Genomic DNA, 26142 nt, shown 5'->3' with positions numbered 1-26142 from the left:
GCGGGGGAGGGTGGCCCGCGAAGCGGGTCGGGAGAGGGGAGCGCCGTATCCGGAGAGGGCGCCACGGAGGTGAAATCCTGCTGCGTCGCGCTGCCCCTCTCCCGACCCCTGCTGACGCAGGGCCCACCCTCCCCCGCAGAGGGGGGAGGGAGAGATGCGCGGAGCCGGCCACCGCCGCCATGGCCGAGTCGGGACATGCCTGACGCCCGCGCCCGGTCCGATCAGGCGAGCCCGTCGCCCTCCCCTTCGCCCGGCGGTGCGAGGGCGATGCGCGTGGCGCAAGCTTTGCGGGGCGGACAAGTGCGCGCAGGCGTCTGGCGAAGTGGCCTCACGGTCTGTAGATTAATGTCCACTGGCCCAGACGCCGCTCCCGGCAGGGTCGTGACAGGATCGGTATTGGGGGCCGGCGACGCCCGCTCCAATCGAGGGATCGGTTCGACGCACATGACACAGGTCCCCCTGCAGGGCACCGCGATATCGACGACGCTTCAACGGCCGGCGCGCTTGGCGATTACGGCCTCCGGTTCGCGCGCCCCGGGCGGCGACGACCGGTCCAACACCGCGATCATCACCCGCACCAAGCCGAAGACCAAGAAGCCGAGCCTGTACCGGGTACTCCTTCTGAACGACGACTATACGCCGATGGAATTCGTCGTGCTGGTGGTCGAACGTTTCTTCAACAAGAGCCACGAGGACGCCTACCACATCATGATGCACGTGCATCAGAACGGGGTCGGTGAGTGTGGGGTCTTCACCTACGAGGTGGCGGAGACCAAGGTGACGCAGGTCATGGACTTCGCGCGCAAACACCAACATCCTCTCCAGTGCGTTATGGAAAAGAAATAGGCGCCGTTCGCGGTAGGCACCCACACAGAGGCCAGCTTTGCCAAGCTTCTCACGCAGCCTAGAACAAGCCCTCCACCGAGCCCTGGCGCTCGCTGGCGAGCGACGGCACGAATACGCGACGCTGGAGCATCTCCTGCTCGCCCTTGTGGATGACCAGGATGCGGCCGCTGTCATGCGCGCCTGCAACGTCGAGATCGACACGCTCAAGCGCAGCCTGGTCGATTACGTCGATACCGAGCTCTCGAACCTGACCGGCGACGGACGTCAGGACGCCAAGCCGACGGCCGGCTTCCAGCGCGTGATCCAGCGCGCGGTGATCCATGTCCAGTCCTCGGGCCGCGAGGAGGTGACCGGCGCCAACGTGCTGGTGGCGATCTTCGCCGAGCGCGAGAGCCACGCCGCCTACTTCCTGCAAGAGCAGGACATGACCCGCTACGACGCGGTGAACTACATCAGCCACGGCATCGCCAAGCGCCCCGGCGCGTCCGAGGCGAAGCCCGTGCGCGGTGCCGAGGAGGAAGGCGCCGCCGAGCGTCCGAGCGACGAAGGCGATCCCCGCGGCGGCGCGAAGAAGAAGGGCGACGCGCTCGACGCCTACTGCGTCAACCTCAACAAGAAGGCGCGCGACGGCAAGATCGACCCGCTGATCGGCCGCCATTCCGAGGTCGAGCGCACGATCCAGGTGCTCTGCCGCCGCCAGAAGAACAACCCGCTGCTGGTGGGCGACCCCGGCGTCGGCAAGACCGCGATCGCGGAAGGGCTCGCCCGCAAGATCATCCAGCACGAGGTGCCGGAGGTCCTGGCGGACGCCACCGTGTTCTCCCTCGACATGGGCACGCTGCTGGCCGGCACCCGCTACCGGGGCGACTTCGAGGAGCGCCTCAAACAGGTCATGAAGGAGATCGAGGCGCACCCGAACGCGATCATGTTCATCGACGAGATCCACACGGTGATCGGCGCCGGTGCGACCTCGGGCGGCGCCATGGATGCGTCGAACCTGCTCAAGCCGGCGCTGGCCTCGGGCACCCTGCGCTGCATCGGCTCGACCACCTACAAGGAGTACCGCCAGTACTTCGAGAAGGACCGAGCCCTGGTGCGCCGGTTCCAGAAGATCGACGTCAACGAGCCGTCGATCCCGGACACGATCGAGATCGTGAAGGGCCTGCGCCCGTATTTCGAGGAGTTCCACAAGCTCAAGTACACGACCGAGGCCGTGAAGGCCGCGGTGGAGCTGTCGGCCCGCTACATCAACGACCGCAAGCTGCCCGACAAGGCGATCGACGTGATCGACGAGACCGGCGCCTCGCAGATGCTGGTGCCGGAGGCGCGCCGCAAGCGCACCATCGGGATCAAGGAGATCGAGGCGACCATCGCCACGATGGCCCGCATCCCGCCCAAGACCGTCTCGAAAGACGACGCGGTGGTGCTCCAGCACCTCACCGAGAACCTGAAGCGGGTGGTCTACGGCCAGCCGAGCGCCATCGAGGCGCTGACCTCGGCGATCAAGCTGGCGCGCGCCGGCCTGCGCGACCCGGACAAGCCGATCGGCTCGTACCTGTTCGCGGGACCGACCGGCGTGGGCAAGACCGAGGCCGCCAAGCAGCTCGCCGCGTCGCTGGGCGTCGAGATGCTGCGGTTCGACATGTCGGAATACATGGAGCGCCACACGGTCAGCCGCCTGATCGGCGCGCCCCCCGGCTATGTCGGCTTCGACCAGGGCGGCCTGCTCACCGACGGGATCGACCAGCATCCGCATTGCGTGCTGCTGCTCGACGAGATCGAGAAGGCCCACCCGGACCTGTTCAACATCCTGTTGCAGGTGATGGACCACGGCAAGCTCACCGACCACAACGGCAAGCAGGTCGATTTCCGCAACGTCATCATCATTATGACGTCGAACGCGGGCGCCTCGGACCTGGCGAAGTCGGCCTACGGCTTCACCCAGGCCAAGCGGACGGGCGACGACGTCGAGGCGATCAACCGGCTGTTCGCGCCGGAATTCCGCAACCGCCTCGACGCGATCATCTCGTTCGGTCACCTGCCGAAGGAGGTTGTGGCCAAGGTCGTCGACAAGTTCGTCCTCCAGCTCGAGGCGCAGCTCGCCGACCGCAACGTCACGATCGAGCTCTCGGACGAGGCTCGGGCCTGGCTGGTGGAGCATGGCTACGACGACGCGATGGGCGCCCGCCCGATGGCGCGGCTGATCCAGTCGACCATCAAGACGCCGCTCGCCGACGAGGTCCTGTTCGGCAAGCTCAAGGATGGCGGTGCCGTCCGGGTGGTGGTGCGCAAGCCCGAGGACGAGGAGGCCAAGGCCGGCGCCAAGGACAGCCTCGGCTTCGACTTCCCGGCCGGCCCGGTCACGCCGAAGCCGGAGGCGGACGTCACCAACGCGGCCAAGCGGCACAAGCGGGCCAAGCCCCGCGCGGCCACGCGCAAGAAGACGCCGAAGGACGACAAGGGCGGCGGGGGTGGTGGCGGCTCGGGCGGCGGCGTCCGCACCGTGCCGAAGGTGCCACTCGTCCGCGCATAAGGGCGCGCACGCCGGCCGGCAGGCTTCCGGACAACGGCCTGCCGGTCTATGACCGCCGCGACGCGAACGCGCCGCGGTGAGGGGGCGCCTGATGACAGAAGACCTGCACGAGGGGCCTCTATCCCCCGTCACGCATCCTGCGCCTGCCCAGAAGCTGACCCGGCGCGAGGAGCGCCGTCGGCGCCGCCAGCGGCGTCGCCGCGGTGAGGAGGTTCTGGCCTGGGTGCTGGTGCCGCTGATCTGCGTCGGGATCTATCTCGGTGTGAATGCCGGCTTCGACTTCTTCGGGACCTCGCCGGGCCAGGTCTGGGACCAGCTGATGCAGGTCAAGACCATGATGGAGAAGCGCTCCGGTACGCAGGGCGCGCGCGGCTAGCGCATCCGGGATCGGCGCGGGCGGCCCGCCCGCCCTGGGACGTGTCCCGGTCAAAAACAGCATCCGAGCGGGTACGCCATGAGTCCGACCCGACGCACGATCCTGGCCTCGGCGGTTCTGGCGGCACCGGCCCTGCGGGCGGCGGCGCGGGGCGGAACCGTGGTCGTCATCGGGGCCGGCGCGGCCGGGTTGGCGGCGGCATCGGCGCTGCGGGCGGCCGGACAGGATTTCCTGCTGATCGAGGCGCGGGACCGGATCGGCGGCCGCGCCTTCACCGATCGGTCGCTCGGCCCGGATTGCCGCTTCGATGCCGGTGCCGAGTACATCCACTGGGCCGAGCGCAATCCCTGGGCGCCGGTGGCGCGGGCTGCCGGCGTGCGCTTCGCGCAGGAAGGCGGCTGGGCGCGCACGCTGACCATCGATGGAAGGCCGGCGACCGAGGCCGAGAATGCCAGCCGGCGCGCCGGCTTCTCCGGGCTCGACGCGCTGCTGGCGCCGAAGGGCGGCGACACCTCGCTGGCCGAGGCGGCCCGGGCCGGCGGCCCGAACGCCGAGCTGGCGGCGGCCGGGCTGAGCCGACTGTCTCTCGGCGAGGATCCCGAGCGGGTCTCGGCGGTGGATTACGATCGGCTCTGGTCCGGCACCGACCTCTGGGTCGACGGCTACGGCGACCTCGTGGCGCGGCACTTCGCCGATCTGCCGGTGCGGCTCGGCTGTCCGGTCCGGGCGATCGACTGGTCGGACAGGATCGTCCGGATCGAGACCGCGGACGGCACCCTCGCGGCGGCGGCCGTGATCGTCACGGTGCCGGTGGGGGTGCTGAAAGCCGGTGCGATCAGGTTCACGCCGCGCCTGCCCGATCCCGCCGAGGCGGCGCTGGATGGCCTCCATATGGGCGCCTACACCAAGATCGGTCTGCGCCTCGACCCGGCGAAGGTCGACCCGGCGGCCCTGGGTGACGCGGTGTCGGTGATCACCGGCGGCCCGACCCTGTATTTCGAGATGGGCCCATTCGGCCGCGCCATCGCGGTGGCCAATCTCGGCGGCGACCTCGCCCGGGACCTGTGCCGGGCGGGCGAGCCGGCGGCCGTGGCGCTGGCTACCGAGCGGCTCGGCGCGATCCTGGGGTCGGAGGCGCAGGGTGCGGTCCAGGCCGGACGGCTCGCCGGTTGGTGGACGGATCCCCATGCCCGCGGCTCGTATTCGATCGTCGCGCCCGGCCACGCGGAGGCCCGTGACCGCCTGCGAGATCCGGTCGGCGAGCGGGTGTTCTTCGCCGGCGAGGCCTTGGCCGGCGGCGGCGCGATGACGGTGGGCGGCGCCACCCTCGACGGCGCGCGTGCGGCGCGCGACGTGTTGAAGGCGCTGGGCGCCTAGTCCCGCTTACGGATCGCCGCCACCGCCAGGGGCGCGTCCCGGCCCCGCAGCGAATGGGCGCCGAGATCCTCGGCGATCAGGTCGGGCGGCAAAGGGCCGATCCGGCTGAGGAGATCGGCCGAGACGAGGACGTGCACGCCGAGGCTCTTCGACAGGCTCTCCAGCCGGGCGGTGGTGTTCACGACATCGCCGAAATACGCGATCTTGTGACGCTCGAGCCCGACCTCGGCCGTGACCACCGATCCGCAATGCAGGGCAGCGCGGAATTCCGGGACCTGCCCGAAGCGCTGCGTCCAGGCCTCGGATTCGGCGGCGAGCCGGGCGGCGAAATCGAAGACGCAGCGCAGACAGGCCGCATCCCGGATGCCCCGCTCGATCGTCCAGGTGACCAGGGCCATGTCGCCGATATAATCGTCGATCGAGCCCCGCGCGTGCGAGATCGGCAGCGCCAGGGCGTTGAACACCTGCCCGAGATAGGCCTGCGCCGCCCGGTCGCCGTGGCGGTCGGCGAAGCGGGTCGAGCCGGTCACGTCGAGGAACAGGAAGATCCGCTCCTCGCTGATCGGACGATGGTAGCGGCCGATCAGCAGGTTGGCGAAGACGCCCGGGCCGATCAGGTCGCGCACGCGGAACACGAAAACCACCAGGGCCGAGATCGCGAGCGCGTAGAGCAGGCCCGATTGCGACATCAGCATCGCGTTCCGCTCGCTGTACATGAAGCGGAACAGGCGGTTCAGCACCGTGCTCGCGAGCGCGTTGCCGACGACAATCATCGCGATGTAGAGCGCCACGGTGGCGAGCAGGAACAGCGGCGTCGCGAGGTGGCGCACCCGCTCGCGCATCCGCGGCCACAGGAGCCGGCGCTCGTAGAGCAGGATCGGCGTGCCGATGATCGCACCGCGGATCGCCGAGCCGAGAAGCGGACCGACCGGAAAGATCGATCCGTAGAGCAGGCCGGCCAGGGCGCCGAGCCCCGGGGCCACGAGATAGAACCAGCGTGGGCTGAAACGCATCCGGGCGTCCTCACCCCACGCGCCGGTTCGCGGCGCCGATGTCAGTCTTGCCGGAGCGCGTGGACCGAGAACAACCCCTCCGGGTCGGTCCAGACCTGGACCCAGGTCCAGCCGGCCCGCTCCACGAGAGCCCGGAAGGTCTCGACCGTGTACTTGTAGCTGCTCTCGGTGTGGATCGTCTCGCCGGCCGCGAACGCGAAGGTCTCGGACCCGATCGCCACCTCCTGCGCGCCGTCCGAGACGAGATGCATCTCGATCCGCGACGCCGCCGCGTTGAACACGGCGCGATGGGAGAAGGCGCCGAGATCGAAGCGTCCGGCGAGTTCCCGGTTGATCCGGGTCAACAGGTTGAGGTTGAAGGCCGCGGTGACGCCCGCGGAATCGTCGTAGGCCCGCTCCAGGATCGCGGCGTCCTTCACGAGGTCGACGCCCACGATCATGTGCGCCCCCTCCCCGAGGATCCGCCCGAACCGCCGCAGCAGCTCCTCGGCCTCGCTCGGCTCGAAATTCCCGATGGTCGAGCCCGGGAAGAAGCCGGCCCGGGGCATGCCGGCGAGGCTCTCGGGCAGATCGAAATCACGGGTGAAATCGGCCACCACCGGCTCGACCCGCAGATGCGGAAAATCGCCGCTCAGCACCTCCGCCTGGGACCGCAGGAACTCGCCGGAGACGTCCACCGGCACGTAGGCGGCGAGCTTGTCGAGGTGGCGCAGCAGGCGCCGCAGCTTGTTGGTCGAGCCGCTGCCGAATTCGACCAGCGCGGCCCGGGCCGGCAGCAGGGCGGCCATCTCCGGGCCGCTGCGATCGAGGATGCCGATTTCGGTGCGGGTTGGGTAATATTCCGGCAGCCGCGTGATCGCCTCGAACAGGTCGGACCCGGCGGAATCGTAGAAGTATTTCGGCGACAGCGCCTTCTGCGTCTTCGCGAGGCCGTCCTGCACGTCGGCGAGGAAGGCGAGTTCGGGTGTGTCCAGGGCGACCGGGGTCGCGTCGGAAAAGCTGGGCTTGACGGTCAAGGGAGGCTCCGGGGCGCGTCAGGCGGCGTCGGCGAGGCGCAGGCCGGTGAACTGCCAGCGCTGATGCGGATAGAAGAAGTTGCGGTAGGGCAGCCTCGCATGGCCCTCGGGCGTGGCGACGGACGAGCCGCGCAGCACGAACTGGCTGACCATGAACTTGCCGTTGTATTCGCCCAGGGCGCCCGGCAACGGCCGGTAGCCCGGATAGGCCGCGTAGGCGCTGCGGGTCCATTGCCAGACCAGGCCGAACGCGTCCGGCAGGGCACCGTCCCGGGCCGCGACCTCCCATTCGAACTCGGTCGGCAGGGTCCGGCCGGCCCAGCGGGCATAGGCGTCCGCTTCGTAGTAGCTGATGTGGGTGACCGGCGCGTCGAGCTCCACGGGCCTGATGCCGCCGAGCGTCATCGTCGCCCAGCCCTCCCCGTCCCGGCGCCAGTAGCCCGGCGCCTCCCAGCCCTCGGCCTGGCCGGCATACCAGCCGTCCGAGAGCCACAGCTCGGGCTTGGCGTAGCCCCCGGCCTCCATGAAGGCGAGCCATTCGCGGTTGGTCACCAGCGCCTTGTCGATCCGGCCCGGCAAAATCAGCGCCTCGTGGCGGGGTGACTCGTTGTCGAACGAGAAGCCGTCGCCCTCGTGCCCGATCCAGGCGATGCCGCGGGGGAGCTGGGCCTGGCCGCCCTGCCCCGAAGCCGCCGGAAAGCGCCACGCGGACTCGTAGACCGGGCCGAGCGGGTTCTGCGCGAAGGCGTGCAGGATGTCGGTGAGCAGGAGCTCCTGGTGCTGCTGCTCGTGATAGAGCCCGATCTCCAGGATCGGCAGGACCGCCTCCAGGGCGCTCTCCGCGGCCTGGCCGAGCAGCGATTCGACCGCCCGGTCGACATGCGCCCGGTAGGCGCTCACTTCGGCCATGGTGGGGCGGGTGATCATGCCCCGCTGGATGCGCGGCTGCCGCGGCCCGGCCGCCACGTAATACGAATTGAACAGGTAGTGCAGGCGCTCGTCGTAGATGGCGTAGCCCGGCAGGTGCTCGCGCAGCAGGAACTGCTCGAAGAACCACGTCACATGCGCCCGGTGCCACTTGGTCGGGCTGGCATCGGCCATCGACTGGACCTGCTGGTCCTCCGCGGAGAGCGGCGCGGCGCGACGCTCAGTCTCGCTGCGGACATGCCGGTAGGCGGCGATCCAGGCGGCCCGGTCGACCGGCCGGGCCGTCACGGGGGGCGGCGGGAACGCCGCTGCAGTTTGCGCGCGCGTGTCGCCGGAGCGGAGTGCCGCCGTCGCTGCCATGCGGATCTTCCCCTATTGATGCGTCTCCTGGAACCGTCTTGTCGGCGCCAGGCTTGGTCGCAGAAGATATGTCCCTGCCGAGGTCAGACAACCTCCGCTGGCGAATCCGCTTGCGCTCGGGCTCACCGGCCCCTTCGCAGGCGCGGGTCCGGGGGTTAACGGGGAGAACGAAAGGTCGCGGGTCTTTCTTGCGCCGCAGTGAGGAGGCCTTAACCCTCGGCACCGAGATTCGAGGCGCTGAGTGCGGAGTCCAGAATTTCCATGCGGATCGATCTGATGGCCGGGGCCAGCCTGTCCGCCGCGGCATTCCACGTCTCGCCCGAGCCGACTATCCTGGTCTTCGACTCGGGGCTCGGCGGCCTCACCGTCCTGGATGCCGTGCGCCGGGCCCGCCCCGATGGGCGCTACGTCTACGCCGCCGACGACGCCGCCTTCCCGTATGGCCGGCTCGCCGAGGCCGCCCTGGTCGCCCGGGTGCTGGCCGTGATGGAGCAGCTTCTCGAGACGCACCGGCCCGACCTCGTCGTGATCGCCTGCAACACCGCCTCGACCCTGGTCCTGCCGGCCCTGCGCCAGCGCTTCGCGACGCCGTTCGTCGGCGTGGTGCCGCCGATCAAGCCGGCCGCCGCGGCGACGCGCTCGGGCCTGATCTCCCTGCTGGCCACCCCCGGCACGGTGGCGCGCTCCTACACCCACGACCTCATCGCGACCTATGCCGGGTCCTGCGCGGTCACCCTGGTGGGCTCGCCGAACCTCGCGGGCTTTGCCGAGGCCGAGCTCGCCGGCACGCCGATCGACGACGCGGCCCTGGCGGCGGAGATCGCCCCCTGCTTCGTCACCGATCCCGACGGACGGCGCACCGATGTGGTCTGCCTCGCCTGCACCCATTATCCGCTGCTGCTGGCGCGCCTCGAAGCCCTCGCGCCCTGGCCGGTGACCTGGATCGACCCGGCTCCGGCCATCGCCCGCCGCGTCGTCCAGCTGATCGGCCCGGCCCGGCGGAATGCGGACCATGACGGATCCGTGCACGGCGCCTTCACGGCCGGCATCTCGCTGTCCGCATCGCTGCGCGCATCCCTGGCCGCCCGGGGGATCGGCGAGATCGCCGTCGAGGCGATGCCGCTCACGATGCAGTAGCCGGTCGCGGACGGTTTGCCGGCGGGCCGATCCTGCCTGTTCGGCGCGCGAAATCAATAATCCGCTCTTGCATAATCTGCCGACACGGTCTTTGATCGGTTCGGCCGAGCGGATGTATTGATTTCTGGGGAGTCGTATGGCTCTGCGAACGGCGCTGCTTGTTGCAACACTGATGGGCATCGCGCAGCCGCCCGGCTCAGCTCTGGCGTGCGGCGACGGCGAGGCCCCGACCGCCTGCGATGACCCGAGCCCGAACGGTTTCGCGTCCTGGATGCTCGGGCGCGTCGCCCAAGCGCTGCGGGCCGACCCGGCCGGGGCGTTGGCCGACTTCACCGCGGGGACGCGCGGCTTCCGCACCGCCGACACCTACGTGTTCTGTGTCGGGCCGGACGGGATCATGACCGCCCATCCCAACCCGATCCTGAAAGGTCACGACGTCCGCGACCTGCACGACAGGACCGGCAACCACTTCATCCAGACCATGCTCGGGACGGCCAAGCCCGGTCAGATCGCTGTGATCCATTACCTGTTCCCGAAGCCGGGCAGCACGGTCGAGGAGCCGAAGACCACCTATTACACAAGGGCCGGCGACCAGATGTGCGCGGTGGGCGTCTACGATACCGATCAGGCCGCTCCCGCGACGGCGACGCCGGAGGGCCGGGTCGCCCAACTGCGGCAGACGCTCGATGAAAAGATCCCGAGCCAGGCGCGGGCGGACTGGATCGCCTTCCTGGAAGCGCTCAACGCGCAGGGCGATGCGAAGGCGGCGGCCATCGCGCAGGCGCGGCGCGATATCCGGGCCGCCACGGCCGCCCTGGATTCCGCGGGCCTGCGAACGGCGGGAGCCGAGTAGGCGGCCGGATCCGGACGTCCGCGTGTGGCCCTGGCGCAGCTCCTGCCGCTGACGGAGGCGGCGACCTTCACCGCCGGCTGCATGGTGCTGCGCTCGGCGCGGATCGATCCCGAGCGCGTCGCGAACGTCCTGCTCCCCGCGGCCACCATCCTGGCGGCCATCCTGCTGATCGGGCTGACGCCGACGGAGTTCGCCGACGCCGTGTTCTCCCTGGACCCGGGCGCGTTATGGCCGCCGCTCCCCTGACGGGCGGCGCGGGCCGTGCCGGGGCCGGCTACCGGATGGTCGTGACGGTGCCGCCCGCCTGACCGGCGGCTTCGGCCTCGGCCGGCACGATCAGGTGGACGAACAGCATCCCGGCGGCGACGATCAGCGCGAGCGCCAGGATCCGCCACAGCTCCATGATCGGCTCTTGGGTCGTGGTCTCGGTCTCGCGCGGCATCGCTTGCGTATCCCTGTTTCGCGGTCGGTCCTGCGGACTGGGCCTCGGCCCGTCGGAGAAAGCACGGTTCGCCGGAAGTCTTGAGCGGCTTCCAACTGCTCCAGGGGACACCTGCAAGATGAACGCTTCGTAAATCATACAACCGGCATGGCCGATGCGCGTCGGGCGTCCGTCTCCGAGATGCGCCGGCTCCCGGTACCCGGTGGCTGCTCAATATGATCTGAACGCCCGGCCATGCACGATCCGTCAGGCGAGACCAGCGGATACTGATGAATGTGCAAAATAATCCGCGTTGCCCAGGTTTTGCCGCAATTTAGATCAGACATCATGCCTATAAGAGGATAGAGCGATCGGGAGAGCCAGATGTTCGAGAGTCTCTTCTGGGGTGCCGCGATCATCGCCCTGGTCGGATCGGCCGCGCTGGTCGCGATCGGAGCCGCCGTGCAACCCCGGATCATCCAGAAGGATGATTTGGCATCCGGCATCCTGGACCCGCGCAGGCGGTTCGGGCGCAAGCGGCGCTGGCGCCGCCCATCCCGCGTCGCGCAGCGCCTCGGCTCACTCCCGCTGCGGTAGGCGATGCGCTTTGCGGCATCGAACAGTGAACCTGCCTGCACGAAAGACGTACATCTCCCGTCGCCATCGCGGATGCTAGGTCGTCGTGACTGCAGGACGGCAGTCAAACGGCAGCGCGAGAGGGCTCAGGACTGATGAGCGTGCGTCAGATTTGCGATCAGGTGCGGGTCACCGAACAGGCCTTCACGGCGGCGCTCGGCGCCATGAAGGCTGCGGGGCTGCGCGAGGAGCTGACCCGGGAGCTTCAGGAGATGGAAGCCGCGGAGATCGAGGCCGGACAGAACGAGGCCTCGGCGCGCGCAGCCTCGTGGAAGCGGGTGAAGATGCTCCACGGCCTCGGCTATCCGGTGGATTTCGGGTGGCTCCACCTCGCCGGCGCCGCGGCCGCGGTTCGATCCGCCTGACAGGCCGATCCCGAGCCTCGCGGATGCGCGAGACCCGGGATCGCGACGGTTCTCAGGGGGCCAGGTCGTGGACCGGCGCCGGAACCGGCGTGTTGCTGCTGTTGAGCACGTTGCCATTGGTCGGGACGGCCTTGAGTACCGCCTTGTCGATCTGCGGCGGGGCCGGCAGCTGCAGCTGCTCGCTGGTATAGGCCCATTCCTCGGCAACCCGATCCGGATCGTCGTTGAGCTTGGTGCCGTAGCTCGGGACGATCTGCTTGATCTTGGCCTGCCATTCGGGCGTCGCGACGTTCTTGGCGAACACCTTCTCGAGCACCTGCAGCATGATCGGCGCCGCCGTCGAGGCGCCCGGCGAGGCGCCGAGCAGGGCGGCGATGCTGCCGTCCTTGGCGTTGACGATCTCGGTGCCGAGCTTCAGCACGCCGCCCTTGTCCTTGTCGCGCTTGATGATCTGCACGCGCTGACCCGCCTGCCAGAGGCGCCACTCCTCCTTCTTGGCCTTCGGGAAGTACTCGCGCAGGGCCGCGATCCGGTCGTCGTCCGACAGCATGAGCTGGCCGGCCAGGTACTCGACCAGCGGGAACTCGTCGACGCCGACCCGGACCATCGGCCAGATGTTGCTGGTCGTGGTCGAGCTGAGGAGGTCGAGATACGAGCCCTCCTTGAGGAACTTGGTCGAGAAGGTCGCGAACGGGCCGAACAGGATCACGCGCTTGCCGCCGAGCACGCGGGTGTCGAGGTGCGGCACCGACATCGGCGGCGAGCCCACCGACGCCTTGCCGTAGGCCTTGGCGAGGTGCAGCGTCGCCACGTCCGGGTTCTCGTTGATGAGGAACGAGCCGCCGACCGGGAAGCCGGCATAGTCGTCGCCCTCCGGGATGCCCGACTTCTGCAGCAGGTGCAGGGCGCCGCCGCCGGCGCCGATGAACACGAACTTGGCGTCGACGCTGCGCCGCGACCCGTCCTTGGTGTTGCGGGAGGTGACGCGCCAGGTGCCGTCCGCGTTCTTGGTGATGCCCTCGACCTCGGTGGAGAGGTTCAGCTTGAAGGTCGGCTGGCCCTGCAGATACGCGACGTATTGGCGGGTGACCTCACCCCACTCGACATCGGTGCCGAGCGGCGACCAGGTGGCGGCGACTTTCTGGTTCGGGTCGCGCCCCTCCATCATCAGGGGCACCCATTTCTTGAGCTGCTCCGGATCGGTGGAATATTCCATGCCGGCGAACAGCGGGCTGGCCTTGAGGGCCTCCCAGCGCTTCTTCAGGTAGGCGATGTTGTCGTCGCCCCAGACGAAGCTCATGTGCGGGGTGTAGTTGATGAAGGAATGGGGGTTCTTCAGCACCCCGGACTTGACCAGCGAGGCCAGGAACTGGCGCGTGACCTGGAAAGCCTCGTTGATCTCCACCGCCTTGGCGATCTCGACCTGGCCGTTCTTCTTCTCGGGGGTGTAGTTCAGCTCCGCGAGGGCGGAATGGCCGGTGCCGGCGTTGTTCCAGCCGTTCGAACTCTCCAGGGCAACCTGGTCCAGGCGCTCGACCATCTGGATCGACCAGGTCGGCTCCAGCTGATTGAGCCACACGCCGAGGGTGGCGCTCATGATGCCGCCGCCGATCAGCAGCACGTCGACCTTGCCGTCGGCGCCGTCGGCGAAAGCCAGGCTGCCGGGGAGCGCGGCCACGGCGAGCCCGGTCGCCGCCGTTCCGAGAAGCTGCCGCCGGCTGAAGGCGAGCGTGTCCTGCGGCGAGCGCTCGGACCGGGGCTTGTTCTTATCGTCGGCACGCATCGCCAAATCTCACGGTTGCGGACCGGGTAGGCGCGTCTGGCCCTCCCCGGTACAGAAGGCGTCGGAGCGACGCGCCGGGAGCCCCGCGCGTCCAGCCTTCCAGAACGTTCCCCCGCAGATGGTGCGGCACGCGACGCGTGATCGATCGATCTTGTGCGATCGTTTTTTGTCTAGCGGCCGATCAGGCGCCCCGAGCACTGACAAAATCAGAGGCCGGAAGCTCTAGGCCGAATGGAAACGTCTTTTCTCAACCCGCGGCCGAGTTCGGAGCGGCCGCACCGAATAGAGAGCCAGGACCGGATACGGAGATCGCACGATGATCGGCGACCGCCGATGGTGGAAAGACGCCGGCCGATCTGGCGTGGCGGCTTGTTGCCCGCCTCTTAGAGGATGAGGTCTGAAAGGACAATCTGCGGTGTCGGACAATCACCTGGCCTGTGCTCGGCCCGGACATGCGGGGCGTGCGCAGGCGGCATGCCGGTGCCCGCCCGCGTGGTCGCTAGCGGGCGCGCCGGAACCGGATGATGCTGCGGGACAGCCGGCCGGCATCCCAGTTGGGCATGATCCGCCAGGGCGTCATCACGTCCGCCTCGTCCCCGTGCAGCGTGATCGAACGGCGCTGTTCGGTGTTGACCCATTCCGGCGCCCAGGCGGTCTGGACATGGGTGATCCACTGGTCGCCCTCGATCCGGTACCGGCCGATATAGGCGACCAGGGTCTTCATCAGGGCTGCGCGGTCGGCATCGGTTTCCGCGGGCCGGCGATCCGTGCCTTCGAGGTTGAACGCGACCCACCCGTCCTGGGTGAAGATCAACCGGCCCCGCGGTGCGCTGCCCATCGCGTCGATGAGCGCCCCGGTCTCCTTGTCCTCGACCTTGTAGGAGACGAGTTCCCAGGTCCCGACGATCTTCTCGGCGAGATCGCCCTCGTCCGTATGGGCCGGGGGCTGATTCTCGGCCCCGATGCCGGGGGACGCCGCCATGAGCAGGGCGGCCGCGAGCGTCGCGGAGAATTTCGTCATCCGGGGATTCTCCTTCCGGTCCGCCGGGGATCGGGAGCATGCCGCCGCAGGGGCATGCCATCCGCCCGACGCGGGCACCGTGGGAATACAGCGCGCAATCCTGCCGTAACAGGGCTCGGTCGCGCGAAGCTTGTATCGGAGGGGGTGATTGCGCCGTATCGGTCAACGCGGACCGGAGGGCGACTTCGACCGGCTCTCGGATCCGGTCATTCGTAAAGTCGGGAAAAACGTATTGTGCGGATCAGCGCTTTAGGCGGCTGATGGTGCCCAGGAAAGGACTCGAACCTTCACCTCTTGCAAGACTGGTACCTGAAACCAGCGCGTCTACCAATTCCGCCACCTGGGCTCGCCGCCGGCCTCGGCCGGCGACGGCTTCGTTTATTCGGACCGACGGTGTCCGTCAATCGCGATTTCAGCCTTTATGGCCTCAACCGCGCGGCCAGTCCCGGATGTCGACGAACCGGCCGGCCACGGCCGCCGCCGCCGCCATGGCCGGCGAGACCAGGTGCGTGCGCCCGCGATGGCCCTGGCGGCCCTCGAAGTTCCGGTTGGAGGTCGAGGCGCAGCGCTCCAGCGGGTTGAGCCGGTCGGCGTTCATCCCCAGGCACATGGAGCAGCCCGGCTCGCGCCAGTCGAACCCCGCCGCCTTCAGCACCCGGTCGATGCCCTCGGCTTCCGCCTGCGCCTTCACCAGGCCGGAGCCCGGGACCACCATGGCCGAGACGCTCTCGTGCACCTTGCGACCCTCGACCATCTGGGCGACGACCCGCAGATCCTCGATCCGGCCGTTGGTGCAGGAGCCGATGAACACCCGATCCAGGGTGATGTCGGTGATCGGCGTGCCCGGGGTCAGGCCCATATAGGCCAGCGCCTTCTCCTTCGATTGCCGCTTGTTCTCGTCGGCGATCGCGGCCGGATCCGGCACGCGGCCGCGCACCGAGATCACGTCCTCCGGGCTCGTGCCCCAGCTGACGATCGGCGGCAGGCTCGCCGCATCCAGGCGCACCTCGCGGTCGAAGAACGCGCCCTCGTCGGTGAGCAGGCTCTCCCAGTAGGCGCGCGCCTTGTCGAAGGCCGCGCCCTTGGGGGCCTTCGGGCGGTCCTTCACGTAGGCGTAGGTGGTGGCGTCCGGCGCGACCAGGCCGGCGCGGGCGCCGCCCTCGATCGACATGTTGCAGATCGTCATCCGGCCCTCCATCGAGAGGGCGCGGATCGCCTCGCCGGCATATTCGATCACGTGGCCGGTGCCGCCGGCGGTGCCGATCTCGCCGATGATCGCCAGGATGATGTCCTTGGCGCCCACGCCGGGCGGCAGCGCGCCGTCCACCGTGACGCGCATGTTCTTGGCCTTCTTCTGCACCAGCGTCTGCGTGGCGAGCACGTGCTCGACCTCGGAGGTGCCGATGCCGTGGGCCAGCGCCCCGAAGGCGCCGTGCGTCGAGGTATGCGAGTCGCCGCACACGATGGTCTGACCGGGCAGCGTGAAGCCCTGCTCCGGACCGATGATGTGGACGATGCCCTGGCGCCGGTCGAGGGCGTCGTAGAACTCGATGCCGAAATCGCGCACGTTCTCGGCCAGAGCCTCGAGCTGGGTCCGGCTCTCGGGATCGTCGATGCCCTTCGAGCGGTCGGTGGTCTGGACGTTGTGGTCCACCACCGCCAGCGTCTTCTCGGGATGGCGCACCTTGCGGCCGGCCACGCGCAGACCCTCGAACGCCTGCGGGCTCGTCACTTCGTGAACGAGGTGCCGGTCGATGTAGAGGAGGCTGGTGCCATCCGGCTGGACATCGACGACGTGGTCGTCCCAAATCTTGTCGTAGAGGGTGCGCGGGCTGGTCATCGGTTTTCGTCTTCGGATGGGATCGCTGCAAAACTCTCGCGATAATGCGGGTTCCTTAGTAGGCATCGCGCGCGGTTTTCGGAAGGGGCGAGTCTCGTCCCTGTCAAATGGCCGCTCGGCGTTTCGCCCGCGGATGTCACCGCCGAAGGCCGGGGGCGGCTGGCGCCGCACCGGGCGCAGGCCCTATGCCGGATCAAACCCGTGCCGGCCGCAGCGGCGGCCGGGCGAATGAGGGAGTGTGAGATGCCCGAAGCGCCGCCCGAGATCCTGCTCCTGAAGCAGATGCATCCGCTGGTCGAGACCGCCTTCGAGGGGCGGTTCACCGTGCACCGGCTCGCGGGCGCCGCGGACCCGGAGGCGATGCTCGCCGAGATCGGACCGCGGATCCGGGGGCTCTGCGTCGGCGGCCAGGTCGACGCCGCTCTGATGGACAAGCTGCCGAAGCTCGAGCTGATCGCCAATTTCGGCGTGGGCTACGACGCCGTCGACGCCGTCGAGGCGCATCGGCGCGGCATCGTGGTCACCAACACGCCGGACGTGCTCACCGACGAGGTCGCCGACCTCGCCGTCGGGCTGGTTCTGGCGACGATCCGGCGCCTCCCGCAGGCCGACCGCTACCTGCGCGAAGGCCATTGGCCGAAGGCGCCGTTCCCGCTCACCGCCTCGTTGCGCGGGCGGCGGGTCGGCATCCTGGGGCTCGGCCGGATCGGGCGGGCGATCGCCCATCGGCTCGAGAGCTTCGGGGTCGCGATCGATTATCACGGCCGCAGCCGCAAGGCGGACGTGGCCTACACCTACCATGACAGCCTGATCGGGATGGCGCGGGCGGTCCATATCCTGATCGTGGTCGCGCCCGGCGGCGACGACACCCGCGGCCTGGTGGACGCGTCCATCCTAGAGGCTCTGGGCCCCGAGGGGATCCTGATCAACGTCGCCCGGGGCAGCCTGGTCGACGAGACCGCTCTGATCGCGGCGCTGAAGGCCGGCACGATCCTGGGGGCCGGGCTCGACGTGTTCGAGAACGAGCCGCACGTGCCGGCGGACCTCGCGGCCCTCGACAATACCGTGCTGCTGCCGCATGTCGGCTCTGCCTCCGAGCATACCCGCACGGCGATGGCCCAACTCGTCGTCGACAATGTCGTGTCGTGGTTCGAGGGGCGTGGCCCGCTGACCCCCGTTTCCGAGACACCCTGGAGCCCACCCGCGTGAGACCCGCACAGGCCGCGCTGCTCGCCGCTTTGGCCCTGATCCCGTGGCCGGCGGCGGCGCAGGAAGATCCCGCGGCCTCTTCGGCGGCGCCCGAGCCGAGCCTGCTGAATCCGGGGCCGCTGGCCGCGCCTCCGATCGCGACACCCGCGGCGCCCCCTGCCCCGCCGAGCCTCCCCGAACGGCTCAGCGAGGTGCCCGGGACCTGGGACCTGTCGCGCGACGGCACCAACCGCCGCTGCGTGATGAACCTGCGGAGCGAGAACGGCGATGCCGGCCAGAAGCTCAGCTTCCCGGCCGGGTGCCGGCGCGCCCTGCCGATCGTGAACGGGATCGCCGGCTGGCTGTTCAGCGACCGGGGCGTGCGCCTGGTGGACCGGAACGTCCGCCCGATCCTCGAATTCGTCCGGCGGCCCGACCAGCGCAGCCTGGTCGCCAAGCTCGAGGGCGGCGAGACCTACAGCCTGGTGCCGCTCGATATCGCGGCGATGCGTCCGGCCGCCTCGGCGGCGCCCGACATCGCCGGTGTCGAGACCGCACCCGCGCCGTCGCCGCTCCGGACGGCGCCGGCGGTGCCGGCCGAGCTGCAGCGGACCACGGCCGCGACCGCCCCGGCAGGACCGGGGCCCGCACCGGGCGTCTACGCCCTCGATCGCTTTCAGGAGCGGGACACCTGCCGGATCACCCTCGACGGGGCCGGCGGTGGCGTCCACGTCGTCCCGGGCTGCCACGATGGCGGCCTGGAGGTGTTCGATCCGGTACGCTGGCGCTACGCCAACGGCCGCATGACGCTGACCGCCAAGCGTGGCCACACCATCGACCTCGTGCCGAGCGGCGACGGTCGCTGGCGCCGCGAGCCCGAGGTCGGCACCACCTTCGTGCTGCGGCGGGTCGACTGAGCTATCGGGATCCGCGCCCGTCCTGGACCGGCAGCATCCGCTCCAGCAGGCCGTCGCGCCGGATGACGAGGTGCCAGACCGTGCCGGCGATGTGCAGGAGCACGAGCGCGTAGACGAACCATTGCCCGACGAGGTGGATCGACTCGGCGATCTTCTGCGGGCCCTCGTCCTTGGTCAGGCCCGGGATGGTGAACAGCCAGAAATACGGCGTGTCCCGCCCCGACAGCGCGCTCAGCAGGTAGCCGCTGACCGGCATGATCAGGAAGATCGCGTAGAGCAGCCAATGGTTGACGCGGCCGATCAGGGTCAACAGCCGCGGCGCCTGGGGATCCGGCGGCGCCGGCCGGACCATGCGCCAGACGATCCGCAGGACCACGATCGCCAGGATCGTCAGCCCGACCGATTTGTGCAGCACGAAGATGTTGCCCTTGAGGGGCGCCGGCGGCAGGCTCACCGCTACCCAGGCCAGCGGCAGCACCGCCAGCGCCAGGGCGGTCGTCACCCAGTGCAGCGCCTGCGAGACCGGATGATAGCGCGGCAGGCCCGAGGCCGTGACGTAGGTGGCGGGCAGCGGCGCCGGCCTGCCGGTCTTGACGGTTGAACCTGGCATGATCCCTCGCGGATGGGCGTCGTCCACCGCGCAGCTAAACAGATGGCCATCGGCGGACCAATGCCGGGCCCGATCAAGTTTTAGAATGATCCCAGATTATTGTGGCGAACCGGGCCGCGCAGCCGAGGGATCGGGTGCGTGCCGCGTCAGGCGGCCGCGCCGGCGTTGATCACCCGGGACACGTCGAGCAAAGCGGCCAGCTCCACCGCCGCCGTGGCGAGCCGCGCCGCCACGAGCACGTCGGTGATGCGGCCATCGGTCATGTCGTCGGGGCCGGCATAGACCGAGGTCGGCGCCATGTGGGCCGCGAAGAAGCCGAAGAGCGGCCGCAGGCTGTGCTCGACCACCAGGGCGTGGCGCAGGCCGCCGCCCGTGGCGGTGAGCACCACCGGCATGCCCGCCATCTTCGCCGGATCGACGAAGTCGAACACGTGCTTGAACAGCCCGGCATAGCCGCCCTGGTAGACCGGCGTCCCGACGATCAGGGCGTCCGCCCCCTCGATCGCCGCGACCAGATGCGCCGCCGGCAGCGGCAGATCCTCGCGCAGCGCCACGCCGAGGCCCGGTCCGGCATCGATCAGATCGTAGACCGTGAGGTCGATCCGGCGCAGGCGCCCGAGCTCGGCGCCGACCGCCGCGACGAGGTCGCGGGTTCGCGAAGGTCGCTTGGCGCTCCCGGAGAAGGCGACGACACGGGGCAGGCTCGGCTTGACGCTCACGACTCGACGCTCACCAAGAGCGCTCGCCGATAGGGATACCGGTTCGGCATCGGCGAGCGCGTTGAAACAAAGGCTTTGTGCCGGGCCAGATCGCGACGCGATCGGGCCCGGCGCGGGATTGGTCTGTCAGCCGCCGTAAGGCACGCCGGACAGCGCATCGTCGCGACGCGCGCCCGTCGATCGCGGTCCGGCCCCAAGGTAGCGCATTCCGGCCGCGGATGAAGCCTCGATGCCGTAGCCGGAGCGATTGGACGCGTCATGGCCGGACCACCGTCTCAACCGTGCAACCGCCAGACGTGGCTCTGCTTGATCTCGGCATCTTCCAGGGCGCGCGAGACCGGCACCGCGTAGGTCGCCAGGCATTCGAGTCGCGCCCGCGGCAGATAGGTCCGCCCCGGATCGCCGATCAGCACCGTGCGCCCGCGCGCCTGCAGATCGGTCAGCCAAGCCGTCACCGCCCCGGCGAGGTCGCGCTCGTAGAAGACGTCGGCGGCGAGCACGAGGTCGGCCTCCGGCACCGTGCCGAGAAGGTCGGTCGAGACCGGCCGGATCTGGGCGGCGACACCGTTGGCTGCGGCGTTGATGCCGATCGCCGCAACGGCGAACGGGTCGAGGTCGCTGGCGACGACGCTCTGGGCGCCCGCCCGGGCGGCCGCGATCGCCACGAGGCCCGAGCCCGAGGCGAAATCCACCACCCGGCGCCCGTTGGCCACCTCGACAGTGTCGAGGATGTAGCGGGCCAGCGCCTGCCCGCCCGCCCAGGCAAAGGCCCAGAACGGCGGCGGCAGCCCGATCTCCTGCAGCTCCTCCTCGGTCTTCTGCCAGAGCTCGGTCGCCTCGTCGGCGACGTGGAGCTGGATTTCCGGGGCGTAGGGAACCGGCAGCAGCCTCGTATGGGCCTGAATGAAGCCGAGCGGATCGTCCGGGGCGCGCATGATCAGGCGTCCAGCAGCGCGCGCCACACGGCGCAGACCTGGTCGGTCACGGCGGATTCGGTGAAGCCGCCCGCCGCGATCCGGGTCCGGGCCGCGGCGCCGAGACCCGCGACCAGGGCCGGCTCGCCGCTCAGGCGAACGAGCGCGTCGGCGAGGGCCGGGGCGTCGCCGGGGGGCACGAGCAGGCCCTCGATCCCGTCGCGCACGAGGCTGCGGCAGCCGGGCACATCGGTGGTGACGAGCGCCCGTCCGCAGGCGGCGGCTTCGAGCAGGCTGCGCGGAAGCCCCTCCCCGCCCCGTGACGGCAGGCAGGCGACGTGCTGGTTCGCCCAGACGGCCGCGACGTCCTCGGTCGGGCCGTGCCAGGCAACGCCGTCGCGGCTCCAGTCGCGCAGGGTCGCCGCGTCGATGGAGCGGCGGTTCGACGGGTCGGGCGCCCCGAACAGGGCGAGCTCCACGGCCGCGCCCCGGCCCCGGGCCAGGCGGGTCGCCTCGACCGCCACGTCGATGCCCTTCGACCAGAGCATGCGCGCCACCACGGCGACCTTGAGCGGCGGCATCGGCGGCAGCGGCTGCGGCGCGAAGGCGTCGCCATCGACCCCCGCCCCGCCGATCACCGTGACGGAATGCTCGGACGGATCGAGGCCCAGCGCCAGCGCATCGTCCGGGTTCTCGAACAGGAAGCGGGTGCGCCCGGAGGCCAGCGGCCCGCGGATCAGCGCCCGGAGCCCGAGCCGGGCCGCGCGTCCGATCCGATCGGTGCGGGCGCCGACCAACCCGAGGCCGGTCAGCGCGTAGACCCGCGCCGGGATGCCGGCCATGGCGGCGGCGGTCCCGCCCACCAGGATGCTCCGCAGGGCGATGCAATGGACGATGTCCGCGTTCAGCGCCTTCAGGATCCCGGCGAGCTGCCCGGCCGCGTAGCCGGCCGCCATCGGGTTGAGGCTCGCCCGCTCCGCCTCCAGCGGAACGACGCGCGCGCCGGTGGCCTCGATGACGGGGCGATGCGCCCGCACCCGGGTGACCACCGTGACCGCGAGCCCCATGGCGATCGCGGCCCGGGCCATGGGCAGGAAATGCGAGGCGAAGAACCAATCCTCGGTGACGACGAAGACGAGGTTCCGCATCGGGATCGGAGCGGTTTCGCGGGCGGGTTCGGCATCCATCCGCCCCCTCTAGCACGTCGCCGCGGATCGGCCTGCGGCGGATGCGCAGATCCGGAACGGTGGTCGGGCGCCGCCGGTTGATCTGCGCCTTCTCGCCGGGCGGTACCCCGGCGGCGTATTCGGGAGGGGCGGCGATGGCGGAAGTCGAGACGGACCAGAACGGTGGAAGCCTGCGCGCGGCGGCCGAGGAAGCGGGGCTCGTCTATGTGGACGACCGCCGGCCGGGCCTGACGCGCAAGCGCAGCGGCACGGGTTTCCGTTACCTCGACACGAAGGGGGCGCCGGTGCGCGACAAGCGGATCCTCGCTCGGATCCGCGCCCTCGCGATCCCGCCGGCCTATACCGATGTCTGGATCTGCGCGCGCAGCAGCGGCCATATCCAGGCGACCGGCCGGGACGCCAAGGGCCGCAAGCAGTACCGCTATCACCCGGATTTCCGGCAGGCCCGCGAGGCCAACAAGTTCTCGCGCATCATGGCTTTCGCCGATGCCCTGCCGGGGATCCGCCAGCGCGTCGATGCCGACATGCGGCGTCCGGGCCTGTGCCGCGAGAAGGTGCTGGCCACCGTGGTCCACCTGCTCGAGACCACGCTGATCCGGGTCGGCAACGACGATTACGCCCGCACCAACAAGAGCTACGGCCTGACAACCCTGCGCGATCCCCATGTCCGGATCGCGGGCGCCGAGCTGTCGTTCCGGTTCAAGGGCAAAAGCGGGAAGACCTGGGACGTGTCGCTCAAGGACCGGCGCGTCGCCCGGATCGTGAAGGCCTGCCAGGACCTGCCCGGCCAGGAGCTGTTCCAGTATATCGACGCCGACGGCGTCCAGCGCGACGTCACCTCGTCCGACGTGAACGCGTATCTGCGCGAGATCACCGGCGAGGATTTCACCGCCAAGGATTTCCGGACCTGGGCCGGGACAGTCCTGGCTGCGCTGGCGCTGCGCGAGTTCGAGAGCTTCGACAGCGAGGCGGGGGCCAAGCGCAACGTCCGCGCGGCGATCGAGAGCGTAGCGGGGCGCCTCGGCAACACGCCGACGATCTGCCGCAAATGCTACATCCACCCCCAGATCCTCGATTGCTACCTGGAGGGGGACCTCCTCCTGCAGGTCAAGGATGCGGTCGAGACCGAGCTGAGCCAGGATCTCGGCAAGCTCCGCTCCGAGGAGGCGGCGGTGCTCGGGTTGCTCCAGGCGCGGCTGGCCGCATCGCAGGATGAGGCGCTTGCCGGCAAGCGGGTCAAGCCCGCCTCGGCTTCGGCCCGCAAACGCAGCAAGCCGGGCGGGACGGCGTCCCGGGCCAAAGCGGCCGCCAAGACCGCGATCAAGTCCGCTTCGAGCGGGAAGACGCGATCGTCCGGGGCTGCGCGGACCCGCGCCGGGGCGCAGGCCGGCGTTGCGTGAGCGGGGCAGCCCCGCCGGGGCTGCCCGCTGGTCCGGTCAATGCCGGGACTGGTTGCTGCTGCCGGACCCGCCGCCCCGCCGGTTCTGCTCGCTGTCGACCACCGGAGCCAGGCCGAGCTGGCGCGCCAGCGAGACCAGATCCTTCAGTCGCCCGGTCTGCGTCTTGCGGCGCAGGTTGAGCCGGTGGGTCTCGACCGTCCGGACGCTGAGCGCCAGGCGCCGGGCCACCTCCTTGTTGCTGAAGCCCGAGCTGAGGAAGCGCAGCACCTCCGCCTCGCGCGGCGTGAGCCCGAGGCTGTCGCCCGGCTCCGCCGGCAGGGTGGCTTGCTGGTCCGGCGGCACGAGGCAATCGGATCCCTCGGCCAGGGCGAGCAGGGCCGCACACAGCTCCCGCGGCGACTTCGACCGCGCCACGAAGGCATCGGCGCCCGCCGCCAGCAGGGCCCGGAGGTCGTCGGCGGTCAGAGCCCCGAAAGCCACGAGCGTGCGCAGGTTCGGCTGCCGCTCCTTCAGGCCGACGAGGCGCGCGATCCCATCCGCCAGCCGGATCTCGTCGAGGAAGATCAACGCGACCGTGGAGCCGGCATCGGCCCGGCCCAAGTCTTCCTCGCCGATCGTATGGAACTCCGGCATATGCTCCAGAGTGGCGCGAACAGTCGCGCTCAGGTCCTGCGGTTCATCCAGGATCAGGACGCCAACGGCCGTACTCATGACCTCGCACCTTTCGTCTCCCGCCGATACAAAGGGGCCGGGATCGGATGCGTAGTTCCAAGATCCATTCCACGAGTTTGGGGCGAATATTAAGCTTTATATTCGCGTAATCGGTCGATTCCTGTCTTCGGCCCGCGAATTGGTGTGCCAATATGGGTCGCGGCCTGGCACCGTCCCGCTTCTGGCCGTGCCAGACCGGAGCGGCTTGGCTGTCTCAGCTTGCGACGGCCAAGCCTGCATCGCCCTGGTACGGCACGACGCGGTTGCGGCCGCCGCTCTTGGCGGCATAGAGCGCGATATCGGCCCGCTTGATCAGGGCGTGGACGTCGTCGCCCTGGATCCAGGTGCTGACGCCGAAGCTGCAGGTCAGGCCGATTGCATGCTTGCTGCCACGGATACGCAGGGCCTGGACGCGTTCCCGCAGGCGTTCGGCCCGGTCGGTCGCCTCGGCGAGGCTGCAGCCCGGCAGGACGATGCCGAATTCCTCGCCGCCGAGGCGTCCGCCGATGCCCTCCCCGGCGATCAGCTCGGCCACGGCCTTGATCGCGACATCGCCGACATCGTGGCCGTGCTCGTCGTTGATCCGCTTAAAATGGTCGATATCGGCCAGGATCGCCGAGATCCGGCCCGGGCGTGCGTCCTGCTCGGCGGCGATGCGCGCCCGGTCGAAGAACGCGCGGCGGTTATAGGACCCGGTCAGCGGATCGGTCTCGGCCAGCCGGATCAGCTCCTCCTGCAGGGTGATCAGGCGCTCGGCCGCGCGCAGCCGGGCGTTCAGCTCCTCGGCGCTGGGCGGCTTCTCGATGAAGTCGTCGGCGCCGCTGTCGAGGGCCTCGGCGAGGCTGCGGACGTTGCGCGCGGACGACATGGTGATGACGTGCAGCGGCCGGCGTTCCTCCGCCAGGAGCCGCGCGGACCAGCAGAGTTCGAGGCCGCAGAGGGGGCGGACCTCGACGCTGGTGATCAGGACGCGGACGGAGGGCGTCGCGGAGAGGTACTGCAGCGCCTGCGCCGAATCCGTGAACGCGTGCACCGCATGACCGCGCGGCTCGATCAGGGAGGCGATGATCTGCAGGACGACACGGCTCGAATCGACGACAACGATCTGCATGGCATGGTCCGGCCCGGGTCTCGGGTGTCTACCGGACAAGACTTAACTTCGACCCAACACCGGACCCGAATTCCAGCATGAGCGCGGTCATCACCACGCCCGACTTACGCTATATCGTCGTCCGCGGTCGCCTGTGGCGGCGCGCCAATCCCGACCTGCCGGCAGAGCGGCGCGAGGCCCTGGTCGGCCGGCTGATGGATGCGCGCCGGGCCGTGAAGGCGGCCAAGGCCGCCGAGCGTGCAGGCGAGCCCGACGCCGCCGCCGCGATGAAGGCCGCCCGGGCGGAGGTCGATGCGGCGAAGATCGGCTTGGGCGAGCGCGGCCCGGTCTGGTGGCGCGACGGCGCCCCCGATCTCAACCGGCACCTCGTCCGGAACACGCCCTACGCCGCCTGGTTCGCCGCGCTCAGCGACGGGGAACCTGAACCGTGATGATCTGGGCGCCGGCCGTGCGACCGCTCTCGATCGTCCGCTCGGCCCGGCGCTCGCGCGTGGACCGGTGTGCGGGATTCGTCGCGTTGATGACCGTGATCGTCGGCATTTGCGCGGGCGGGGCCGCGATGCCGGTCACGGTCGGGACCCCGTAGGTGCCGTAGCTCCAGGGCGACGGCACGAGCTCGGTCGGCCGCGGCACCCGGGTCAGCGGAGCGCCGATATAGGTGCCGCGCACGAACGGGCCGGCAAAGTCGCCCGCCCCGGCCGGGCCGTAGGGATAGACGCTCTGCGCGCAGGCCGGTCCCGCGAAGAGGAAGCCTGCGAGGGTGACGGCGTTCCGGTTTATCATGCGGCCGGCTCCGATACTCGGGGGAACACGTCAGGAACGAGCCTGGGGAACCCACACGATCACCGGCCGTTCCAACCGGCCAGCCGCGCACAATGCGT

The 26142-nt window shown here is 69.9% G+C and carries 27 protein-coding genes and 1 tRNA gene; 13 read left to right on the top strand and 15 right to left on the bottom strand.

All coding sequences use genetic code 11. The features are described from left to right. Positions 1–444 precede the first annotated feature (444 nt). From clpS to WYO_RS22770, 4 genes are all read left to right on the top strand, one after another. Positions 445–846, top strand: coding sequence for an ATP-dependent Clp protease adapter ClpS (gene clpS, locus WYO_RS22785; protein WP_007566913.1), 402 nt, complete (start codon positions 445–447; stop codon positions 844–846). Positions 847–883: 37 nt separating this feature from the next. Continuing rightward, positions 884–3379, top strand: coding sequence for an ATP-dependent Clp protease ATP-binding subunit ClpA (gene clpA / locus WYO_RS22780; RefSeq protein ID WP_007566911.1), 2496 nt, complete (start codon positions 884–886; stop codon positions 3377–3379). Positions 3380–3470: 91 nt separating this feature from the next. Further along, positions 3471–3755 (top strand): hypothetical protein, encoded by a 285-nt coding sequence (locus WYO_RS22775; protein ID WP_007566909.1) that lies wholly within the window; start codon positions 3471–3473, stop codon positions 3753–3755. 78 nt (positions 3756–3833) lie between these two features. Then, positions 3834–5132: an NAD(P)/FAD-dependent oxidoreductase gene (locus tag WYO_RS22770; protein ID WP_007566907.1), complete on the top strand. Its 1299-nt coding sequence runs from the start codon at positions 3834–3836 to the stop codon at positions 5130–5132. Here WYO_RS22770 and WYO_RS22765 read toward each other — a convergent pair. From WYO_RS22765 to egtB, 3 genes are read right to left on the bottom strand one after another with little or no spacing between them, the layout of a single operon-like run. Next, positions 5129–6145, bottom strand: a complete 1017-nt coding sequence (locus WYO_RS22765; RefSeq protein WP_007566905.1) for an adenylate/guanylate cyclase domain-containing protein — start codon at positions 6143–6145, stop codon at positions 5129–5131. The genes WYO_RS22770 and WYO_RS22765 overlap by 4 nt on opposite strands. A gap of 41 nt (positions 6146–6186) precedes the next feature. Next, positions 6187–7161: an L-histidine N(alpha)-methyltransferase gene (gene egtD / locus WYO_RS22760; RefSeq protein WP_007566903.1), complete on the bottom strand. Its 975-nt coding sequence runs from the start codon at positions 7159–7161 to the stop codon at positions 6187–6189. Positions 7162–7179: 18 nt separating this feature from the next. Further along, positions 7180–8448: an ergothioneine biosynthesis protein EgtB gene (gene egtB, locus WYO_RS22755; RefSeq protein WP_007566902.1), complete on the bottom strand. Its 1269-nt coding sequence runs from the start codon at positions 8446–8448 to the stop codon at positions 7180–7182. 261 nt (positions 8449–8709) lie between these two features. Here egtB and murI point away from each other — a divergent pair, with 261 nt between their 5' ends. From murI to WYO_RS22740, 3 genes are all read left to right on the top strand, one after another. Then, complete coding sequence (gene murI / locus WYO_RS22750; RefSeq protein ID WP_039903747.1) at positions 8710–9585, top strand: glutamate racemase; 876 nt, start codon at positions 8710–8712, stop codon at positions 9583–9585. Positions 9586–9721: 136 nt separating this feature from the next. Further along, a complete protein-coding gene (locus WYO_RS22745; protein ID WP_007566897.1) occupies positions 9722–10438 on the top strand; it encodes a cache domain-containing protein in 717 nt (238 codons plus the stop codon). Between the two features lie 24 nt (positions 10439–10462). Next, positions 10463–10684: a hypothetical protein gene (locus WYO_RS22740; protein WP_007566895.1), complete on the top strand. Its 222-nt coding sequence runs from the start codon at positions 10463–10465 to the stop codon at positions 10682–10684. 28 nt (positions 10685–10712) lie between these two features. Here WYO_RS22740 and WYO_RS31720 read toward each other — a convergent pair whose 3' ends face one another. Then, positions 10713–10880: a hypothetical protein gene (locus tag WYO_RS31720; RefSeq protein WP_007566894.1), complete on the bottom strand. Its 168-nt coding sequence runs from the start codon at positions 10878–10880 to the stop codon at positions 10713–10715. Positions 10881–11243: 363 nt separating this feature from the next. On the opposite strand from WYO_RS31720, the gene WYO_RS22735 reads away from it, so the two are divergent. Together WYO_RS22735 and WYO_RS22730 are read left to right on the top strand one after the other, a co-directional pair. Beyond that, positions 11244–11456: a hypothetical protein gene (locus tag WYO_RS22735; protein ID WP_007566892.1), complete on the top strand. Its 213-nt coding sequence runs from the start codon at positions 11244–11246 to the stop codon at positions 11454–11456. 134 nt (positions 11457–11590) lie between these two features. Continuing rightward, on the top strand, positions 11591–11860 hold the full coding sequence (locus tag WYO_RS22730; protein WP_007566890.1) for a hypothetical protein: 270 nt from the start codon (positions 11591–11593) through the stop codon (positions 11858–11860). Between the two features lie 52 nt (positions 11861–11912). Here the strand turns inward: WYO_RS22730 and mqo are convergent, their stop codons facing one another. The 4 genes from mqo to leuC form a co-directional block, all read right to left on the bottom strand. Continuing rightward, complete coding sequence (gene mqo, locus WYO_RS22725) at positions 11913–13643, bottom strand: malate dehydrogenase (quinone) (protein ID WP_007566889.1); 1731 nt, start codon at positions 13641–13643, stop codon at positions 11913–11915. Positions 13644–14142: 499 nt separating this feature from the next. Next, the gene (locus WYO_RS22720) at positions 14143–14664 is read right to left on the bottom strand and encodes a lipocalin-like domain-containing protein (RefSeq protein ID WP_007566887.1); all 522 of its coding nucleotides are present in this window, start codon (positions 14662–14664) and stop codon (positions 14143–14145) included. A 261-nt stretch (positions 14665–14925) separates the two neighbouring features. Next, positions 14926–15010, bottom strand: a tRNA-Leu gene (locus WYO_RS22715). 81 nt (positions 15011–15091) lie between these two features. Continuing rightward, positions 15092–16504, bottom strand: coding sequence for a 3-isopropylmalate dehydratase large subunit (gene leuC / locus WYO_RS22710; protein WP_007566885.1), 1413 nt, complete (start codon positions 16502–16504; stop codon positions 15092–15094). Between the two features lie 243 nt (positions 16505–16747). Between leuC and WYO_RS22705 the strand changes: the two genes are divergently transcribed. Both WYO_RS22705 and WYO_RS22700 read left to right on the top strand, forming a co-directional pair. After that, a complete protein-coding gene (locus tag WYO_RS22705) occupies positions 16748–17713 on the top strand; it encodes a 2-hydroxyacid dehydrogenase (protein WP_007566883.1) in 966 nt (321 codons plus the stop codon). Then, complete coding sequence (locus WYO_RS22700; protein ID WP_007566881.1) at positions 17710–18609, top strand: AprI/Inh family metalloprotease inhibitor; 900 nt, start codon at positions 17710–17712, stop codon at positions 18607–18609. The genes WYO_RS22705 and WYO_RS22700 overlap by 4 nt, the downstream gene beginning before the upstream one ends. Position 18610: 1 nt before the next feature. Here the strand turns inward: WYO_RS22700 and WYO_RS22695 are convergent, their stop codons facing one another. The 4 genes from WYO_RS22695 to WYO_RS22680 form a co-directional block, all read right to left on the bottom strand. After that, on the bottom strand, positions 18611–19219 hold the full coding sequence (locus WYO_RS22695; RefSeq protein WP_007566879.1) for a cytochrome b: 609 nt from the start codon (positions 19217–19219) through the stop codon (positions 18611–18613). 146 nt (positions 19220–19365) lie between these two features. After that, positions 19366–19920, bottom strand: a complete 555-nt coding sequence (locus WYO_RS22690; protein WP_039903788.1) for an NAD(P)H-dependent oxidoreductase — start codon at positions 19918–19920, stop codon at positions 19366–19368. A 293-nt stretch (positions 19921–20213) separates the two neighbouring features. Continuing rightward, positions 20214–20873: a 50S ribosomal protein L11 methyltransferase gene (locus WYO_RS22685; RefSeq protein WP_007566875.1), complete on the bottom strand. Its 660-nt coding sequence runs from the start codon at positions 20871–20873 to the stop codon at positions 20214–20216. A 2-nt stretch (positions 20874–20875) separates the two neighbouring features. Further along, positions 20876–22039 (bottom strand): glycosyltransferase family 4 protein, encoded by a 1164-nt coding sequence (locus tag WYO_RS22680; protein ID WP_007566874.1) that lies wholly within the window; start codon positions 22037–22039, stop codon positions 20876–20878. Between the two features lie 134 nt (positions 22040–22173). On the opposite strand from WYO_RS22680, the gene WYO_RS22675 reads away from it, so the two are divergent. After that, positions 22174–23439 (top strand): DNA topoisomerase IB, encoded by a 1266-nt coding sequence (locus tag WYO_RS22675; RefSeq protein ID WP_007566872.1) that lies wholly within the window; start codon positions 22174–22176, stop codon positions 23437–23439. Between the two features lie 36 nt (positions 23440–23475). On the opposite strand, the gene WYO_RS22670 is transcribed toward WYO_RS22675, so the two are convergent. Further along, positions 23476–24150 (bottom strand): response regulator transcription factor, encoded by a 675-nt coding sequence (locus WYO_RS22670; RefSeq protein ID WP_007566870.1) that lies wholly within the window; start codon positions 24148–24150, stop codon positions 23476–23478. Positions 24151–24364: 214 nt separating this feature from the next. Beyond that, positions 24365–25261: a diguanylate cyclase gene (locus WYO_RS22665; RefSeq protein ID WP_007566868.1), complete on the bottom strand. Its 897-nt coding sequence runs from the start codon at positions 25259–25261 to the stop codon at positions 24365–24367. Between the two features lie 77 nt (positions 25262–25338). Between WYO_RS22665 and WYO_RS22660 the strand changes: the two genes are divergently transcribed. Then, positions 25339–25692, top strand: a complete 354-nt coding sequence (locus tag WYO_RS22660) for a hypothetical protein (protein ID WP_007566866.1) — start codon at positions 25339–25341, stop codon at positions 25690–25692. Here WYO_RS22660 and WYO_RS22655 read toward each other — a convergent pair. Continuing rightward, positions 25667–26044 carry a hypothetical protein gene (locus WYO_RS22655; RefSeq protein WP_007566864.1) on the bottom strand — a complete coding sequence of 126 codons (378 nt, stop codon included), beginning with the start codon at positions 26042–26044 and terminating at the stop codon, positions 25667–25669. The genes WYO_RS22660 and WYO_RS22655 overlap by 26 nt on opposite strands. Positions 26045–26142 lie beyond the last annotated feature (98 nt).

Origin of the sequence: Methylobacterium sp. GXF4 (genome assembly GCF_000272495.1) — a bacterium.
Taxonomy (GTDB): Bacteria; Pseudomonadota; Alphaproteobacteria; order Rhizobiales; family Beijerinckiaceae; genus Methylobacterium; species Methylobacterium brachiatum.
This window is presented reverse-complemented; position numbering and strand designations above follow the sequence as displayed.

Excerpts from the sequence above, each read along its gene's own strand:
- WYO_RS22770 (WP_007566907.1), top strand. The coding sequence starts at position 3,834 with ATGAGTCCGACCCGACGCACGATCCTGGCCTCGGCGGTTCTGGCGGCA.
- egtB (WP_007566902.1), bottom strand. The coding sequence starts at position 8,448 with ATGGCAGCGACGGCGGCACTCCGCTCCGGCGACACGCGCGCGCAAACT.
- WYO_RS22670 (WP_007566870.1), bottom strand. The coding sequence starts at position 24,150 with ATGAGTACGGCCGTTGGCGTCCTGATCCTGGATGAACCGCAGGACCTG.
- leuC (WP_007566885.1), bottom strand. The coding sequence starts at position 16,504 with ATGACCAGCCCGCGCACCCTCTACGACAAGATTTGGGACGACCACGTC.
- WYO_RS22675 (WP_007566872.1), top strand. The coding sequence starts at position 22,174 with ATGGCGGAAGTCGAGACGGACCAGAACGGTGGAAGCCTGCGCGCGGCG.
- WYO_RS31720 (WP_007566894.1), bottom strand. The coding sequence starts at position 10,880 with ATGCCGCGCGAGACCGAGACCACGACCCAAGAGCCGATCATGGAGCTG.
- WYO_RS22660 (WP_007566866.1), top strand. The coding sequence starts at position 25,339 with ATGAGCGCGGTCATCACCACGCCCGACTTACGCTATATCGTCGTCCGC.
- mqo (WP_007566889.1), bottom strand. The coding sequence starts at position 13,643 with ATGCGTGCCGACGATAAGAACAAGCCCCGGTCCGAGCGCTCGCCGCAG.
- WYO_RS22680 (WP_007566874.1), bottom strand. The coding sequence starts at position 22,039 with ATGGATGCCGAACCCGCCCGCGAAACCGCTCCGATCCCGATGCGGAAC.
- WYO_RS22775 (WP_007566909.1), top strand. The coding sequence starts at position 3,471 with ATGACAGAAGACCTGCACGAGGGGCCTCTATCCCCCGTCACGCATCCT.
- WYO_RS22705 (WP_007566883.1), top strand. The coding sequence starts at position 16,748 with ATGCCCGAAGCGCCGCCCGAGATCCTGCTCCTGAAGCAGATGCATCCG.
- WYO_RS22685 (WP_007566875.1), bottom strand. The coding sequence starts at position 20,873 with ATGCGCGCCCCGGACGATCCGCTCGGCTTCATTCAGGCCCATACGAGG.
- murI (WP_039903747.1), top strand. The coding sequence starts at position 8,710 with ATGCGGATCGATCTGATGGCCGGGGCCAGCCTGTCCGCCGCGGCATTC.
- clpS (WP_007566913.1), top strand. The coding sequence starts at position 445 with ATGACACAGGTCCCCCTGCAGGGCACCGCGATATCGACGACGCTTCAA.
- WYO_RS22665 (WP_007566868.1), bottom strand. The coding sequence starts at position 25,261 with ATGCAGATCGTTGTCGTCGATTCGAGCCGTGTCGTCCTGCAGATCATC.
- WYO_RS22730 (WP_007566890.1), top strand. The coding sequence starts at position 11,591 with ATGAGCGTGCGTCAGATTTGCGATCAGGTGCGGGTCACCGAACAGGCC.
- WYO_RS22765 (WP_007566905.1), bottom strand. The coding sequence starts at position 6,145 with ATGCGTTTCAGCCCACGCTGGTTCTATCTCGTGGCCCCGGGGCTCGGC.
- WYO_RS22735 (WP_007566892.1), top strand. The coding sequence starts at position 11,244 with ATGTTCGAGAGTCTCTTCTGGGGTGCCGCGATCATCGCCCTGGTCGGA.
- WYO_RS22720 (WP_007566887.1), bottom strand. The coding sequence starts at position 14,664 with ATGACGAAATTCTCCGCGACGCTCGCGGCCGCCCTGCTCATGGCGGCG.
- WYO_RS22745 (WP_007566897.1), top strand. The coding sequence starts at position 9,722 with ATGGCTCTGCGAACGGCGCTGCTTGTTGCAACACTGATGGGCATCGCG.
- WYO_RS22695 (WP_007566879.1), bottom strand. The coding sequence starts at position 19,219 with ATGCCAGGTTCAACCGTCAAGACCGGCAGGCCGGCGCCGCTGCCCGCC.
- WYO_RS22655 (WP_007566864.1), bottom strand. The coding sequence starts at position 26,044 with ATGATAAACCGGAACGCCGTCACCCTCGCAGGCTTCCTCTTCGCGGGA.